General features: G+C 59.2%; 14 protein-coding genes. 9 read left to right on the top strand and 5 right to left on the bottom strand.

The genetic code is table 11. The features are described from left to right. Window positions 1–99: 99 nt before the first annotated feature. Window positions 100–1,125 carry a hypothetical protein gene (locus CRN80_RS13290; protein WP_098950320.1) on the top strand — a complete coding sequence of 342 codons (1,026 nt, stop codon included), beginning with the start codon at window positions 100–102 and terminating at the stop codon, window positions 1,123–1,125. A gap of 116 nt (window positions 1,126–1,241) precedes the next feature. Continuing rightward, window positions 1,242–2,675 carry a glycosyltransferase family 39 protein gene (locus CRN80_RS13285; RefSeq protein WP_098950319.1) on the top strand — a complete coding sequence of 478 codons (1,434 nt, stop codon included), beginning with the start codon at window positions 1,242–1,244 and terminating at the stop codon, window positions 2,673–2,675. 15 nt (window positions 2,676–2,690) lie between these two features. Here the strand turns inward: CRN80_RS13285 and CRN80_RS13280 are convergent, their stop codons facing one another. Then, the gene (locus CRN80_RS13280; RefSeq protein WP_098950318.1) at window positions 2,691–3,179 is read right to left on the bottom strand and encodes a TIGR00645 family protein; all 489 of its coding nucleotides are present in this window, start codon (window positions 3,177–3,179) and stop codon (window positions 2,691–2,693) included. A gap of 162 nt (window positions 3,180–3,341) precedes the next feature. Between CRN80_RS13280 and CRN80_RS13275 the strand changes: the two genes are divergently transcribed. Beyond that, on the top strand, window positions 3,342–5,165 hold the full coding sequence (locus tag CRN80_RS13275) for a hypothetical protein (RefSeq protein ID WP_098950317.1): 1,824 nt from the start codon (window positions 3,342–3,344) through the stop codon (window positions 5,163–5,165). Window positions 5,166–5,224: 59 nt separating this feature from the next. Here the strand turns inward: CRN80_RS13275 and CRN80_RS13270 are convergent, their stop codons facing one another. Together CRN80_RS13270 and CRN80_RS13265 are read right to left on the bottom strand one after the other, a co-directional pair. Further along, window positions 5,225–5,542, bottom strand: coding sequence for a hypothetical protein (locus tag CRN80_RS13270; protein WP_003194269.1), 318 nt, complete (start codon window positions 5,540–5,542; stop codon window positions 5,225–5,227). A 400-nt stretch (window positions 5,543–5,942) separates the two neighbouring features. Further along, window positions 5,943–8,381, bottom strand: a complete 2,439-nt coding sequence (locus tag CRN80_RS13265; RefSeq protein WP_003194272.1) for a Lon protease family protein — start codon at window positions 8,379–8,381, stop codon at window positions 5,943–5,945. A 263-nt stretch (window positions 8,382–8,644) separates the two neighbouring features. Between CRN80_RS13265 and CRN80_RS13260 the strand changes: the two genes are divergently transcribed. The 6 genes from CRN80_RS13260 (at window position 8,645) to CRN80_RS13235 (ending at window position 13,996) form a co-directional block, all read left to right on the top strand. Beyond that, window positions 8,645–9,133, top strand: coding sequence for a DUF3015 domain-containing protein (locus CRN80_RS13260; RefSeq protein WP_010206666.1), 489 nt, complete (start codon window positions 8,645–8,647; stop codon window positions 9,131–9,133). Window positions 9,134–9,223: 90 nt separating this feature from the next. Beyond that, window positions 9,224–11,077 carry a DUF4105 domain-containing protein gene (locus CRN80_RS13255; protein ID WP_094774586.1) on the top strand — a complete coding sequence of 618 codons (1,854 nt, stop codon included), beginning with the start codon at window positions 9,224–9,226 and terminating at the stop codon, window positions 11,075–11,077. Window positions 11,078–11,252: 175 nt separating this feature from the next. Beyond that, window positions 11,253–11,552, top strand: a complete 300-nt coding sequence (locus CRN80_RS13250; protein WP_044268754.1) for a chorismate mutase — start codon at window positions 11,253–11,255, stop codon at window positions 11,550–11,552. Window positions 11,553–11,762: 210 nt separating this feature from the next. After that, on the top strand, window positions 11,763–12,848 hold the full coding sequence (locus CRN80_RS13245) for a type I restriction endonuclease (RefSeq protein WP_057711063.1): 1,086 nt from the start codon (window positions 11,763–11,765) through the stop codon (window positions 12,846–12,848). A 198-nt stretch (window positions 12,849–13,046) separates the two neighbouring features. Continuing rightward, the gene (locus CRN80_RS13240) at window positions 13,047–13,403 is read left to right on the top strand and encodes a hypothetical protein (protein WP_098950316.1); all 357 of its coding nucleotides are present in this window, start codon (window positions 13,047–13,049) and stop codon (window positions 13,401–13,403) included. Between the two features lie 95 nt (window positions 13,404–13,498). Further along, window positions 13,499–13,996: a GreA/GreB family elongation factor gene (locus tag CRN80_RS13235; RefSeq protein ID WP_098950315.1), complete on the top strand. Its 498-nt coding sequence runs from the start codon at window positions 13,499–13,501 to the stop codon at window positions 13,994–13,996. Here the strand turns inward: CRN80_RS13235 and gdhA are convergent. Together gdhA and CRN80_RS13225 are read right to left on the bottom strand one after the other, a co-directional pair. Next, a complete protein-coding gene (gene gdhA, locus CRN80_RS13230; RefSeq protein WP_032895242.1) occupies window positions 13,993–15,330 on the bottom strand; it encodes an NADP-specific glutamate dehydrogenase in 1,338 nt (445 codons plus the stop codon). The genes CRN80_RS13235 and gdhA overlap by 4 nt on opposite strands. 303 nt (window positions 15,331–15,633) lie before the next feature. Then, window positions 15,634–16,827 carry an MFS transporter gene (locus tag CRN80_RS13225; protein ID WP_098950314.1) on the bottom strand — a complete coding sequence of 398 codons (1,194 nt, stop codon included), beginning with the start codon at window positions 16,825–16,827 and terminating at the stop codon, window positions 15,634–15,636. Window positions 16,828–16,850: the final 23 nt, after the last annotated feature.

The following is a 16,850-nucleotide window of genomic DNA, read 5'->3' as shown; positions in this document are numbered from 1 at the left end:
AAAAGGGCGAGACGCCTCAGCGCATCTCGCCCGCTGGCATCCCCTCACACTTCCCATTACCCTGACGGCCTTTATCAGACAACCGGAAGTCAGATACCCGTGTTCAAGCCCTTCGCCGTCATCGCCCTCTCCGTCATGCCTTTACTTGCCACCGCTGCCGAGTTGGACGGGGTTTGGCAAGGTACTTTGGGCAAGTCCGCTATCAACGTGTGTTTCAACGGCGCCGACGGCGAGCATGGCAGTTATTACTACCAGCGCATCCGTACCCCGATTCAACTGACCCAGGCCAACGACAACGCCCCTTGGGTGGAGGAAGGCAACACCGGTTTCTGGGCCCTGCAAAAACCTCAGGGCGATACCCTTTCTGGTGCCTGGAGCAAAACCGATGGCGGCACGCCGCTGCCACTGGCCCTGCGCCGCATTGGTACGGACGGCTGCGGCAGCGATGCCTACAACGCGCCCATGGAAGCCGCGCCGCTGCCGATCAAGACTGAGAAGAAAACTTTCCACAACCACACCTACCAGCTCAAGACCCAAGGCCCCCGCGTCACGCTCAAGCTGGAGGGTGACGGCCCGGCAGTGCAGAAGATCAACCAGCAGCTCGCCGCTCTGGCCGTCAATGACGAAGATCTGACCGACTATTTTTATGAACGGCGTGAATACCTGGGTCGAAACGGCTCGGTCTATACCAGTGAAATCGAGGTTGAGCCTGCCTATTGGTCATCGCAATTTCTCACCGTGCGGTTCTACCGCTGGGCCGCAGGCCAAGGCGCCATGGGCATCAGTTGGGGCCTGCACTCCTGGAACCTGCAAACCGGTGACAGTGTGGACCCATGGACCTGGCTCGGCGGCCATCAGCAATGGTCTGACGCCTATTCCGGCCATTTGAAGCTGCCGGCCGCCTTCAGCACTTGGCTGGCCAAGCAAACCACCACCGACGAGGGCTGCCCGGCGATCACCGATTACTCCATCTTTCACCTCAGCTTCAACACCCAGGGCCTGCAACTCTCGACACCGGCCAATGGTGACGGTTGCGACAACGACTTGGCCTTCACCTGGGAGCAGTTGGAGCCGGTGCTGACCGAACAAGGCAAAGCGGCAGTGCCCAGTTTGAAGCTGCCTTGATCCTCCGGAGAAAAACCCCACGGCCGTTCACCAAAGGTTAAGAATCGCGCTCGTATACTCCCTGACTACCCATGACCGGTCGCCCGATCGGTCTCATGCCTCGGTAGCCAGACTCCATGACGCGCCCCGCTCCCCTGCTGCTCTTGCTTGCTGCTCTGTTGTTCTTCTTCGCCCTCGGCAACCACGAGCTGCAAGGCTCCACCGAGGCTCGGGTGTCCGGGATCGCCATGGCGATGCACCTGGACAATGACTGGGTGGTGCCGCGCCTGTTTCGTGAACCCTTCCTGGAAAAACCGCCCCTGAGCCTGTGGCTGGATGCCGGGGCAATTCGCCTGTTTGGCGCCAGCACCGGGGCGGTGCGCTTGGCGTCGGCGTTTGCCGGGCTGTTCAGTATGATGCTGTTGTACGGGATGCTGCGTCGGTTCGGGCGGCCGCAGACGCTGGCGTTCAGTGCCGCGCTGATCCTGGCGACCATGGCCAGTTATTGGGGCAATGTGCGGGGTGTGGGTGAGGATTCGTTGCTCAGCCTCGGTGTCACCGCCGCCCTGCTGGGGTTTTACCAGGCGGTACGGCCCGAGCGCGCAGGCTCGAGCACCTGGGCCTGGGCGTTGTTTACCGCCGGGATGGTCATCGCTACGTTGAGCAAGGGCGTGTTGGGCCTGGCGATGCCGGGCATTGTGATTTTTGTGTACCTGCTTTGCACCAGCCTGATGGATAAGCGCCTGCGGCTGGGCGATTGGCTCAAGCCGGCGCTGTTAACGTTGTTGGCGTTGGTGCCGCTGCTGATCTGGCTGGGGTTTCTGTTTCAGCGCGGTGGGATGCAGGCGGTGGGTGAGGTGTTATGGACCAATAGCGTCGGGCGCTTCAGTGGTTCGTTTGTCGAAGCCGGGCATTACGAGCCTTTCTACTATTACCTCGCCAAACTGCCTGAGGCCTTCCTGCCCTGGAACATCCTGGTGTACCTGGGCCTGTGGCACTTCCGCAAAAGCCTGGTGCGCAACCGCTACCGGTTGTTTTTCAGCGTGTGGCTGGTGGCGCAGTTCACCCTGCTGACCCTGGCTTCCAGCAAACGCACGGTGTATTTGATGGCGCTGACGCCAGCCGCGGCGGTACTGGCCGCCGAATATGCGCGGGTGTTGCTGGAGTGGGCCAAAGACCATAAGCCGGGGCTGTACCGTTATCATCGCCGCATTATTGGCGGGGTTTTCAGCCTGGCCATCGCCTGCTACCTGAGCGCGGCCTTCTGGTTTGCGCCCAAAGCCGACGTACGCCATTCATTCGTACCGGTGATGAGTCAGATCCAGACCCTGCAAGACGAAGGCAGGACGGTGGCGATGTATCAACCCAACGAGCGCATCGACGGCGCCAGCGTGTTCTACCTGCAGGCCTACTTGCCGATCCTGAACACCGAAGCCGAGCTGCGCGCCTTCCTCAGCGCCAAGCCCGGCAACGTGGCGTTGACGGACCACACCGACCGGCTGAAAGCGCCGGTTACGGTGATCAAGCAGATGGCAGTCAACCGCCAGCCTTACTACTTCGTGGAGCAGTAAGGCCAGCGCGTGGCCTTAATGCTTGGTGAGCTTGTCCAGGTAGCCCATGGCAAACGCCGAGACCACGAACGTCATGTGGATGATCACGTACCACATCAGGTGCTCTGGATCGACGTTCTTGGCGTCCATGAAGATGCGCAGCAGGTGGATGGAGGAAATCGCCACGATGGACGCCGCCACTTTCATCTTCAGCGACGAAGAGTCCATGGTGCCCAGCCAGTTGAGCTTTTCCTTGTTCTCGTCGATATCCAGCTGCGAGACGAAGTTCTCGTAGCCGGAAATCATCACCATCACCAGCAAGCCGCCGACCAGGGCCATGTCGATCAACGACAGCAGCAGCAGGATCACTTCGGCTTCCAACATGGTGAAGATGTTGGGAATCACGTGAATGATTTCCTGGAAGAATTTCAGCGCCAGGATCAACAAGCCCAGGGACAGGCCCAGGTAGATCGGTGCCAGCAGCCAACGCGAGGCGTACATCGTATTTTCGATAAAGCGTTCCATTGAATCTCACACAGCTTGGCTAAAAATGGCGCCGAGTATACCAGCCGCCACCTGGCCCCTGTCACCGCGAGAAAACTGACCCAAGTGGCATCTGTAAGAGAATTTTTCTGCTAGTGTCGAGACCATTCACTCGGCTCGATGATGTCGGACAGGAAGACTCAGATGATGGATGTGCGATCCCCTTTGGCCGCTCTCGGCCTGTGCGCGGCGTTGCTGATGGCCAGCGGCTGCTCCCCCAAAGAAGAGCAGAAGCAGGCGACCCTCGAAGAGAAAACCACAAAGTTCGAACAGTCTCTGGACAGCATTCAGGACCCCAAGCTGCGCGATGCCATTGCGGACCTGGGCGGCTCGCTGCTGTTGCTGGAACGTGCGCGCGTCAAGCTCGCCAGCAAGCCCATCGAAGCCGAATATGGCGAAGACAGCCTGGCCCTGCTCAAGCATTACCCTACGCCCCAAGCGCTGGTGGACACCTACATCAACGGCCTTTTCGTACTGCGCAAAGCCTCGCATTCCGACTACCTCACGGATTTGCAGCCGGTCTTCCCGTTCAACTTCAACGCCCCGGACCAGTTCCCCTTCCCCCATGGCCTGGAATGGCAGTCGGTCACCCTGAGCAACAATAAAGTCATTCCCTTCCAGCCGGAATGGTCAGAAACCGACCCCGGCATCCAACTGAGCCCCAGCAGCTCCAACCTAACCAACCCCGACGACCTGACGGTGACCTACCCGTTTATCGAAGGCATCGAGACGGAAAACAAGAGCCAGCCACAACCCATCAGCCTCAAGGGCGCGGTGGAGGTGATCACCCCGGGCAAGGTGCTGACGTTCGACCTGACCCAACAAGACGTGGGCCATAAACGCACCGACGGCAACATCACCCTCAACCTGCTGACGCTGGAAAAGAACTACGCCGAGATCGAACTGACTAACAGCCAGCCCCTGGCCGCCGAAGTCGGCGATGCGTCACCCAACCCGCTGCTGGTACAGGCGCGGGACAGCACCGGGCAGTTTCTGACCCGCTCAGGTTCGATCAACGAAAGTGCCGCACAGGTGGCGTTCTATGAGAAACAACTGGCCGAGATGCAAAAACAGACCGCGTGGTCCGACGCCTTCGATAAACAGCTCACCGACGCGCAAAAAGCCTTCGAACGCCAGCAGACCAGTCATTACGCCAAGGTGTACTTCAACGGGTTGATCGATAACCTGCAGGTCAATGTGCTGGATTTTTCCAAGGCCACGCTCACCCGTAAAGACCTGGACCTGCCGGTGATGCGCTTTGACAGGAACAGCCTGCAAAAGACCGTGCAGGCCCTACCAATGCCGGTCACGGTGTATGACGACGGCGCCGCCAGTTGGCTCAAAGATGCGTCGATGACCGAGGATCAACTGAAAAACAGCGTCACCCTCAGCCAATCGACCGAAGACGCCAGTGCCGCAAAAATCGTGTTCGACCACCCGTTCACCTTCAATGACGACCTGGTTGGTGCCGAGCGCAATAACAGTGACGCGCCTATCACCTTCTTCACCGCCGACGACAAGGGCGAACGTGGCGAACCCATTGAGCTGCCGACCGAAGCGTTTGAGCTGAATGCCGCCAGCGGCACGCTGACGTACGACCTCAACCTGTTCCCGGAAACCCCGGCGTATGTGGTGGGCTCGGTACCGTTGTTTTTGGCCACCATCGAGAAAGCCACGATTGACGCCGCCAAGCTGCCCAAGGGTTTGTCGCTCAAGGACAACGCGCTGATCGTCGACCAAAAGGACTTCCCCGCCGACAGCTGGCGCTTCTACGCCAAGGATGCCAGCGGCAATTACCTCAAGGAGATCCTCGGTGTCAGCCACCGCGCCGAGGAATACGGCACGGCGATGTTTGACGTGCATTATTTCTACGGCCAGCCGACCACGCTGGAAAGTTACCAGCGCACCGACCTCAGCACCGTGCAATACGGTTTTGAGGTGAAGCTGGACAGGCCTGAGAGCAAATAGCCCTGGGTGGACGCGGAGCGTCCGGGGCGGCGTTACCACGCGGAGCGTGGGAACGATCCTCAGAGGGCCAGCCGCTCCTGGCCGCCATTGAGTTGGCGCAGATGGGCCTGCAGGTGCAGGCACCAGATCTGCGGCTCGTCCATTTGCTCGTAGCCGTGCAAGGTCAGGCTATCGACGATGGTGCCCAGCATACGTTCTGCCACGAAAGGCCCATGGAACGGGCCCTGGGATTTGACAGTGGAAGGCTGTTCGCCCGACATGCCGGCGGCAAATAGCAGCGTCCACATCCCGTTATCCCCGGCCAGAGGGCGAATGGAGCATTCGATACGGGTGACCAGGCCCAGGCACTGGCGGGTAAGGCAAAGGTTGCGCGACATGGCGGCGACCCTCGGTAGATCGGTGTTCAGCCCCAGCGCACGGCGAGGCTGTTTCTATCCTGCGACTCCTGTGGATATCCCTGACTCTGAGAATAGAATAAAAACGCGACAAACCAAGGTTGTAGAGACCAACGGGCGTTGGTCCCAGGCGAGAGTCAATTTTGTGGCACGCTAAACGTCCCAAATACACCACGGACCACTGTGGGAGCTGGCTTGCCTTAGTGCCAGTCAGTCAAAGCTTTTTTGTAGGAGCGAGCTTGCTCGCGAAAAACTCACAGGCGCCGCGTTCATTCAGCAAGCACGCGTTATCGTTGACGTTTTTCGCGAGCAAGCTCGCTCCTACAAAAGGCGATGACCGCTTAACTGACTTGCCTTAAGGCAAGCCAGCTCCCAACAGCAATCAGGTCGGCTTGGCTTCTGCCAACGCCTGCTGCGCCAGCTCTTTTTCCGCCTCCTTCAAATCCTCCTCGCTGATCATTTCGGCAATCGCCCGCAAGCGCTCCACCACCCGCGCATTCACGGTGCCTTCCGGGAACTGCCCCTCGGCGTCCGGCTCACCGGCATCCTCGCCCACCAGCAGGCTCAACGCCTCATCCGCCTGGCGCACCGCATAGATATGGAATTGCCCAGCACGCACGGCCTGCAACACCTTCTCGTCGAGCATCAGCGTGGCGACGTTAGCCTGAGGGATGATCGCCCCCTGCTCACCGGTCAACCCGCGGGCTTCGCAGAGGCGGAAGAAGCCTTCGATCTTCTCGTTGACCCCACCCACCGCCTGCACTTCACCAAACTGGTTGATCGAGCCGGTAATCGCAAAACATTGCTTGAGCGGCGTCTTCGACAAGGCCGAAATCAAGGTGCACGCCTCGCCCAGGGACGCACTGTCGCCGTCCACATACCCGTAGGACTGCTCCAGGGCGATACTCGCGGAAATCGCCAACGGGAATTCCTGGGCATAGCGGCTGCCCAGGTAACCGGTGAGGATCATCACGCCCTTGGAGTGAATCGGCTGGCCGAGGTTAACTTCGCGCTCGATGTCGACAATGCCGCTGCCGCCCGGGTACACCGTGGCGGAAATCCGCGCCGGCACGCCGAATGCCGAGTCGCCGACCTCAAGCACCGTCAACCCGTTGCACTTGCCCACAGCCGCACCGGCGGTGTCGATGAGGATGACGCCGGCGAGCATGTCGTCGAGAATCCGCGCCGATACGCGGCCGGTGCGCGTGGCCTTGGCCTTGAGGGCGCGCTCGATGTGCCCGGCATCGGTCATCTCATCGCCCGCCAGGTGGCGAATGAAGTCCGCCTCGCTCACCAGCTGGAACAAATCACCAATACGCGCCGACAAACGGCCCTGATGTTCGGCCAGACGTGCGCTGTAAGTCGCCAAGCGCGCCACCGCGTCCGAGGTGAGCGGCGCCATGCCTTCTTCCGAGGTACGGGTTTTGAGCAACTGGGCGAACTGCTCCAGGCTCTCGTCGACCATCGGGATGTCTTCGTCGAAGTCCACCAGTACGCGGAACATCTCCTGGAAGTCCGGGTCTGCGTCCTGCAAGGCGTAATACAACTGGCGCGAACCGATGATGATCACCTTGACCTGCAAGGGAATCATCTGCGGGTTGAGGGTCACCGTGGCCAGGCGGCCGAGTTCGCCCAGGGGCGATTCCATCTTCAGCTTGCGCGATTGCAGGGAGCGCTTGAGCGCATCCCACACAAACGGCTCGCTGAGCATTTTTTCGGCTTCCAGGATCAGGAAACCGCCGTTGGCGCGGTGCAAGGCGCCGGGACGCAGCTGGCGATAGGTGGTGTAGAGCGCGCCCTGGTCGGTGCTGTATTCGATACGGCCGAACAGGTTGTCGTAGGTCGGGTGCGGTTCAAACACCACCGGCGCGCCACCGTTGACCGAGTGTCCTACCACCAGGCTCGGGCAGTATTGCTCTTCGAGCAGCTTGCGCGCCTGGGCGTCGGTCTTGGCGTCGTCCACCAATTGCTCCACCACGGTTTTAAGCAGGTACACCTGCATGGCTTGCAGGTAGCCACAGACGCCGGCGTTTTCTGCGTATTTTTCCGACAACGGCGCCAGCAAAGGTTGTAGGGCCAGGGTGATGGTTTCTTCGTTGAACTGGCGCAGCTGGTTGTTGGACTCGCGCTTCCACTGCGGCAGGCTGGCCAGCTCTTCGTTGAGGCGCTCTTCCAGCTCGGAGATATCGGTGTGGAAGCGCTCGCGATCGGCTTCCGGCAGTTGCGAAAACTCCGCTTCGTCCAGCGCCTTGCCGTCGAGCATCGGCGTGAAGGCGATGTTGGAGCTGTCGCGGTACAGCGCCACGTCTTTTTCCAGGGCCAGGCGTTCGATCACGTCCAGCGCCTTGTCGTAGCGCTGGTTGAACGCCCGGTCGATGGCGCTTTTACGCTGTTGATACGTCGGGTGTTCGAACACCGCCGGGAAGGTGGCGACCAGGTTATCGACCAGGGCGTTGATATCGGCAATAAACGCCGCGGCGGCGCCACCTGGCAATTCCAGGGCGCGGGGCTCGCGGGGCTCGTCGAAATTATTCACATAAACCCAGTCCGCCGGGGTTTGCAGGCGCTTGCCTTCGGCTTTCAGGTAGCGTTTGACGAACGAAAAGCGGCCGGTGCCCGGCTCGCCCATGACAAACACGTTATAACCGGGGCGTGGCATGGCCACGCCGAACTGCAAGGCTTCAACCGCACGTTCCTGGCCAAGCACACCGCGAAAGGGCTCCAAATCATTGGTGGTCGAGAAGCTGAACTGTTCAGCGGAGAAAGGGCGAGTCAGCGCTTCGGGCGCTAGACGCAAGCTGGCAGCAACAGGATCAGGCATCGGGCTTCCTTACATCAGGCGGGGCAGATGGGGCATTCTGGCTCCCGGTTGATCGCTCTGGCAAGGCGCGCTTTCGGGAAAGCATAGACACGGCACGCGTCCTACAAAAAAATCGCCCGCCACTGAATGTTTATAAAAAAACACGGAACCCTGGGAACGTGCCTAAACTCCAAACTGCGCGGGTTGGACTAATAACTGGCCCCTAGGGTGCGTTGAGCACCTGAACCCTTGTCCATTGGTTTGCACACAAAGAGAACAAAGCTATGAAACGGATCCTTCTTGGTACTCTCTTCACCGTCGTCTCCCTCAATGCAATGGCAGAAGCACCAGGTGGCCCGAACTGCGGTTGGGGCAACATGTTGTTTGAAGGCCAGCGCGGTACTCCGGCCCACTTCCTCGCCTCCACCACCAACGGTACTTCGGGTAACGCCACCTTCGGCATGACCTCGGGCACCAACGGTTGCAGCACCAACAGCGCCCTGTCCTACGGCGGCAAGTCCTGGATTGCCATGAATGGCATGATGAACGAGCTGTCCGAAGACATGGCCAAAGGCAACGGCGAAGCGCTGACCACCTACGCGGTGGTACTGGGTGTTGCCCCTGAAGATCGCGAGCACTTCGCGGCTGTGACCCATGAACACTTCCAGCAGATCTTCAGCAAGGCTGACGTGACCGCTGACGACGTGCACAACAACACCATTGCTGTACTGAAAAGCGATGCCCGTCTGGCGAAATACGCAACCCAGGCTTAAGCTCGACCTGCCCGCGCCTTTCGAGGCGCGGGTACTATTTTTGGACCCGCCTCCCCCTTGGGTCTCACTTTTTTGACTTAAGTTGCCCCTATGCTCAAACGCTTTGCCTGGTTGGCACTCTTCGCCTGCGCCCCGCTGTACGCGGCCCCGCACCTTGATGATCAACGTTTGCAGCAACTGGCCAATGATCCGTTCTGGCTGTCGCTGGGGCACTACGAAGCCGGCAAAGTCAGTGGCTGGCGCAGCTATGTCAGCGACAAGAAATTCTTCCTCGCTCCCGATGGCGCACACCATCCGGATGCGGAACTCAAGGCCACCGTTGATGCGCTGTATGCACCGGCCAGCCTGGGTGAAAAGCACGCCCAATGTGTTTACCCCGCACGTACCCGCTGGCTCAAGGCGCAGTTGCAACTCAACGACCTGCCCGCGCTGGAATGCAAAGAGTTCACCCAGTGGTTCAAGGACGTCGCGCCCCATAGCGCAGTGATGATCTTCCCGGCGGCCTACCTCAACAGCCCGTCGTCGATGTTCGGCCACACCCTGCTGCGCATCGACCAGGCCGACGTGCAAAGCAACAACACCGCCCTGCTCAGCTATGCGATCAACTTCGGTGCCTATATCGAAGGCTCCGACAACAGCATCCTCTACGCCTGGAAGGGCCTGATGGGCGGTTACCCCGGCCTGTTCGCCCTGGTGCCTTACCAGGAAAAACTCTCGGAATACCGTAGCCTCGAAAACCGCGATTTGTGGGAATACCGCCTGAACCTCACCGAGGTCGAGACCAAGCGTATGGTCGAGCACGTGTGGGAGCTCAAGCAGATCCAGTTCGACTACTTCTTCTTCGACGAAAACTGCTCCTACCGCCTGCTCGAGCTGCTGCAAGTCGCCCGCCCCGGCCTGCGCCTGACCGAACAGTTCCCGCTCACCGCGATCCCTACCGACACGGTCAAAGCGGTAAAAGACGCAGGGCTGGTAGAGAAGATCGACTATCGCCCATCCCGTGAACGTGAACTGCTGGAACGCGCCAAGCCACTCGATAGCGATGAGCAACAGTGGGTGCTGAACATCAGCGATGACCAAAAGCAACTGCAGGAGCCTGCATTCAAAGCCCTGCCCCGCGAGCGCCAGGCACTGATCGTGGACGCCGCTTACCGCCTGGGCCGCTACCGCGCCAACGGTTTGGAACGCGATGCGACACGCTCCCAACGCAGCTTCGAACTGCTGCGCGCAATCAACCAGAACCCGGCGCCCGACCTGAAGATCACCCCGCCCGGCCTGCCGGAAAACGGCCACGAGTCGCGCACCTGGCAAGCCGGCATCGGCACCCGCGGCGACAAAGCCTTCGGCGAATACGGCCTGCGCATGGCCTACCACGACCTCAACGACAACGCCGAAGGCTTCCCCCTGGGCGCGCAGATCGAAATTTTGCAAATGAAATTGCGCCAGTACGAGGGCAATCACTGGCAGCTTCAGCAACTGGACCTGGCCACCATCCGCTCGCTGACGCCACGCAATGCGCTGCTGCAGCCTTGGTCGTGGCAAGTCACCGGCGGCCTGGAACGCGTGCCGGGCAAACACGACGACGAAACCCTGGTGGCCCACGTCAACGGCGGCGCCGGTGGCACCTGGCAACTCTCCGACGACATGCTCGGCTTCGCCCTCGGCACCGTGCGCGTGGAGCACAACAACGACTTCAGCGAAGCCATCTCCCCGGCCGCCGGGTTCAACACCGGCGTGCTGTGGAAAAACCCGTTGGGCAACCTGAGCCTGGAAGCCAAGGGCGACTTCTTCACCAACGGCGAAGTGCGGCGCAGCATCAGCCTCAACCAGCAATGGGAACTGTCACGCAACCTGGGCCTGCGCTTAAGTGCCCAGCGTGAGTTCAGCCACCTGTCCACGCCGGTAAATGAAGTGATGCTTGAGCTGAAGTGGTACCACTACTGACTCAAGCCTTACAACGTTCAAAATGTGGGAGCGGGCTTGCTCGCGAATGCGGTGCGTCAGGCAAATAATCAATGACTGACACTGCGCATTCGCGAGCAAGCCCGCTCCCACATTTGGCCCGTGTATAGTCAGCCCTACCGCATCGCACCTCGCCAAAATCAGGAGTTCCATCGACATGACTGTTGCCTGCACCACCCTTGAAGAAGTGCGTGAAAACATCGACCGCCTCGACCAACATATCGTCACATTGCTGGCCGAACGCGGCCACTTCGTTTCCCAAGCTGCACGCTTCAAAAAAGACACCGATGACGTGAAGGCCCCACAACGGGTTGAACAAGTAATCGCCAAGGTGCGGGCATTATCCGAGGTAGTGGGCGCCAACCCTGAGGTCACTGAGCAGGTCTATCGCGCGATGATTGCTGCATTTATTCAACAGGAATTGGCTGAGCATGCCGCGCTCGGAACAGCAGGCTGAAATCAATCAAATTTCTTTGCCTGCATGGAAGTTCTAAGCCCCTCATTAACTCTTTGAAAAACAAGTAGAAAACTTTAACCGTTTTTTGAGCCTTTTACCTGTGAAAACTTATTCCTAATGACCTAGCTTTATGAAGGTTTGCGTCTAGTCTTGGTTGGATATCAAACTGCCATCAACCTAAACACGGATCCGAAAGGTAAGAGGCTCACTATGGATTTTTTTGAAAAGCTCACCAGTCTGGCAGCAAAGGTTCGATTGCAAGGCCCGGCCATTCAAACAGAAGAGGCTACAAAAAATGCCTTCGTAATGCCTTTTATCAACACGGTGCTGGGCTACGACGTGTTCGATCCACTGGAAGTAATGCCTGAATTTGTATGTGATGTTGGAACGAAGAAAGGCGAGAAGATCGATTATGCGATCATGAAGGACGGTGAGGTGCAAATACTCATCGAATGCAAAAAGATCGGCGAGTCCCTGAGTATTAATCACGCCTCGCAGCTCTTTCGATATTTTCACGTCACAAGCGCAAGAATATCTATCCTCACCAACGGTCAGGTCTACAGGTTCTTTACCGACTTGGACGCCCCCAATAAAATGGACGAAAAACCGTTTTTGGAACTGGACTTACTGGATATCGATGAATACTCAGTACCTGAACTGATCAAGCTCACCAAATCAGCTTTCGATGTCGACTCAATCATCAATGCTGCTGGGGAATTAAAATACGTCAGCCAATTGAAAAAGCTCATCGGTACCCAAGTCAGCAAACCAGAAGATGATTTTGTGAAGTTTTTCGCCTCCCGTGTCTACGAGGGCGTAATCACACAAAAGGTTCGCGAGCAATTTTACGAACTGACCCGTAAAGCGTTAGCCCAGTTTCTGAATGATCAAATCAACGATCGTCTGAAGTCCGCAATGAGTGGCGTTATTCAACCCTCGCTAGCATCAATACCCGTGACAAACAGCGCGAAGGCAGACGCACAAGACCGAGATGAAACAGAAGATAAAATCCTGACGACGCTGGAAGAGCTGGAGGGTTATCACATTGTCCGGGCCGTTGTACGCTCAGTGGTCGATGCAAAACGAATCGTACAAAGGGATACGCAGAGCTATTTTGGAGTTCTGCTAGACGATAACAACCGTAAGCCGATTTGCCGTCTTCACTTCAATCGCAGCCAGAAATACCTCGGGATATTCGACGAGGAAAAAAATGAAACGCGGCATGCGATTTCGTCCATCGATGAGATTTACGAATACGCCGATCAACTGAAAAAGACAGTGGGTTATTACGACTGACACCTGAAAGCAGGCTGGTATTAGCGCAACCCCACACCCTGTACCTATGGCGAGACAGATTGCTCCATCTCCATAGGTACAGCGTCGACTTCGAACGGCGAGTGAACCAAACACCCTTCTCACCTTTTCTTCACACCGCCCCAACAAATCCCCTTCTAGACTCTCCTTATCAGCCGTAAAACGGCCAGGGAGTACGCCATGTGGCGGTATGCGGTCATGCTGTGCGCGGTGGTGGGGTTGTCGGGTTGCCAGTCAACCCATCAAGAATTGCTGGCCAAGGGGTACCCACCCGCCTTCGCCGACGGTTTTGACGACGGTTGCAGCAGCGGTCGCCAGGCCGCTGGGGTGATTACCGGGGAGTTTCGCAAGAATGTGCCGCGCTATCTGAAAGACCGGCCATACGCCGAAGGTTGGGAAGATGGGTTTCGTCAGTGCAAGGCCATGCGCGAGAGCCAGGAACTGCGCGATTACGAGGAAAACCGCTGGGACGACCGCGAACGCGATTGGCAGCAGGAAAAAGATCGTGACGCCGCCAAAGCCTATCGCTCGCGCTGATCGTGACGCGGAGCGTCACAGGATGCATTCCCACGCGCAGCGTGGGAACGATCAGCCCGCGAACGTGGCCCAACTTCCATAGGAAGGAGAACGCCATGAGCCGAGCTTTTGTAAATGAAGACAACGCGGCGGCCCAGGCCGATCAGCCGGTGGAGCGCCAGGTCAGCGAGCAGCCCAACCGCCTGACGGCGCAAGGGTTGGCGCAGTTGCAAGCCAAGGTGGCGCAGTTACAGGGGCAGCACAGCGACGAAGCTGCCAAGGGCGAGCAGGCTGATAAACAGCGCCAGGCTGACCTTGAGCGGGATTTACGCTACTTCAACCAGCGGGTGCAAAGCGCCCAGGTAGTCGCGCCGGCCACGTCCACCGACAAGGTACAGATCGGCAGTTGGGTCACGTTCGCCAACGAGCAGGACGAACAGCAGCGCATCCAGTTAGTCGGCGAAGACCAGGCCGATGCCAACGCAGGCTTGATCAACTGGGGCTCGCCCCTGGGCCGTGCCTTGTTGGGCGCCCAGGTGGGCGACGAGGTGCTGTGGCAGCGCCCCGTCGGCGATCAGTTGATCGAAGTGCTGCGCATCGAGCCTGAGGCTTAGACGATGCCTTGGGCCAGCATCGCGTCAGCCACTTTCACGAAGCCTGCGATGTTGGCGCCCTTGACGTAGTTGATGCGGCCGTTTTCTTCCCCGTAATGCACGCAGGCATGGTGGATCGACTGCATGATGTTGTGCAGCTTGCTGTCCACTTCGCCTGCGGTCCACAGCAGGCGCATGGCGTTCTGCGACATTTCCAGGCCGCTCACCGCCACACCACCGGCGTTGGACGCTTTGCCCGGCGCAAACAGGATGCCCGCGTCGATAAAGATATCCACAGCCTCCAAGGTGGTCGGCATATTGGCGCCTTCGGCCACGCAGAGGCAGCCGTTGCGCAGCAGGGTGCGCGCAGCGTCGGCGTCGAGTTCGTTCTGGGTGGCGCAGGGCAGCGCGATATCGCAGGCCAGTTCCCAAGGCGTCTGGCCTTTGCGGAACTCCAGGCCGAAACGTGTGGCCAGTTCACTGATACGCCCGCGCTGTACGTTTTTCAGCTCCAACAGGGCGGACCATTGTTCTTCGGTCAAACCGCTTTCGGCGTACAGGGTGCCTTCGGAGTCCGACAGGGAAATGACCTTGCCGCCCAGGTCCATGACCTTGCGCGCCGCGTACTGCGCCACGTTGCCGGAGCCGGACACCGCCACCCGTTTGCCTTCGACGCGCTGGCCTTGGCGCTTGAGCATTTCCTCGGCGAAATACACACAGCCAAAACCGGTGGCTTCCGGGCGGATCAAGCTGCCGCCGTAAGTCATGCCCTTGCCGGTCAGCACCGAGGTGAATTGATTGCTCAGGCGTTTGTACTGGCCGAACAGAAAGCCGATTTCCCGCGCGCCCACGCCGATATCGCCGGCCGGTACGTCCACGTCCGCACCGATGTGGCGGTACAGCTCGCTCATGAACGCCTGGCAGAAACGCATCACTTCGGCGTCGCTCTTGCCCTTGGGGTCGAAATCCGAGCCGCCTTTGCCGCCGCCCATGGGCAGCGAGGTCAGGGAGTTTTTGAAGGTCTGTTCGAAGGCGAGGAATTTCAGCACGCCCAGGTTGACCGAAGGGTGAAAGCGCAAGCCGCCTTTGTAGGGCCCAATGGCGCTGTTCATCTGGATACGGAAACCGCGATTGACCTGGACCTTGCCGTGATCATCCACCCACGACACCCGGAACGTGATCGCGCGCTCCGGCTCGCAGATGCGCTCCAGGATGCCCGAGGTCAGATAGTGCGGGTTGGCTTCAAGAAAGGGCCACAGGCTGCGCAGGACTTCTTCTACAGCCTGGTGGAATTCCGGCTGGTCCGGGTCGCGTTTCTTGAGGCGGGCAAGGAAGGAGTCGACGGATTCGGTCATGAAAAGTCTCGGCAAATTGATTGTTGTTAAACAGAGATTGAGCCGGACTTTATCAATTCGTTTCGCACCGCGACAGGGCAAAATGTCGCCTTTGTGAAATTAAATGGTGCAATAAGTATAAATAACTGCCTTTTTTTGCCCTTAAATGGGGATTTCACTCTGGGTTTTGCACCAACAGGGAGGCCGCTATCGCAGGCAAGCCAGCTCCCACATGACCGGTGTACTCGATCAAATGTGGGAGCTGGCTTGCCTGCGATAGCGGTGGTGCAGTTACAGATGCATAGTCCTTTATTGGATGAAAAATCAGGCCGATTTGCCGCGCTGTCCGGCGATCAGGGCCTGGGGCGTTGCCGGCTTCCAGCCCAGCAGGGCAATCGCCAGCGACAACAGCTGAAAACCTGCGACCAACGCCACGCAGCCCGGCCAGCCCCATTGATTCCAGAGCATGGCCGGGACCACGGCGCCGGCGCTGCCGCCCAGGTAATAGCCGGTCAGGTACAGCCCCACGGCGCCGGATTTGTCCGGGCCTGCCGTGGTGGCGATATACGCATTGGCGGATGCCTGTGCCAGGAATACGCCGGTCGAGCTCAGGGCCAGCCCCAGCACGATCAGCCACAGGGACGGCAACAATGTCAGCGCCGAGCCACAGATGCCGAGCGCCACAGCGCCGGTCAGTAACTGCGATTGTGGGCGAGATTTGCTCAAGCGACCCGCAACAGGAATGACCACCAGCGCCAGCAGGAACACCGCATACAAAGTGCCCAAGGCCGCAGCGCCCAGGTTGAACGGGGCCTGGCTGAGATACAGCCCGGCATAGGTAAAGGTTGCGACTTGTGAGAACAGCACACAAAAACCGACGCCATAAGCCGCCAGCAAGGGTTTGCGCAGAAGCCGGCGCACCCCGCGCATGCCCACGGCCGCAACGCCGGGCCGCGCCACCGGGTTGGCCGGCAACAGCCACACAATCAGCAGGCCGACCAGCAGGCTGATCACCGCCAACAGTTCGAAGGCTTCGCGCCAGCCCACATATTGGGTCATGACACCCGAGACAAAGCGCCCGGCAAACCCACCGAGCACCGTACCCGCGACGTACAAACTGGTGATCTCGGTAACGCTGGCCGCACGCCAGCGATCGCCGATATAGGCCACGCTGGTGGCGAACACCACGGGGATCAACATCCCTTCGACAAAACGCCACACCAGCAGCTCGGCAAAGCTGTTCACATAGGCCGTCAGCAGCGTCGGCAGCGCCAGCAGCAACGCGGCCACGGCAATCACCGTGCGTTGCTCGAAACGTCGGGTCAGGCGCCCGACAAACGGCGCAGTCAGCGCCACGGCCAGCGTGGTCACCGTGATGCTCCACCCTGCCTGCCGGGCGCTCACCTGGAAGCTTTCGGCAAACGCAGGCAGGATGCTCTGTGTCGCATAAAGATTCAGAAACGCCGCACAGCCACACAGGAACACGGCGAAGCGGGCGTGAGGCAAGCGCGGGTTCATGTGATCTCTCGTCTTATAGTCGA

The organism is Pseudomonas sp. FDAARGOS_380 (assembly GCF_002591235.1).
Taxonomy (GTDB): Bacteria; Pseudomonadota; Gammaproteobacteria; order Pseudomonadales; family Pseudomonadaceae; genus Aquipseudomonas; species Aquipseudomonas salmasensis.
Note: the sequence above shows the minus strand (reverse complement) of the source record. Positions and strands in the feature narration are given on the sequence as shown.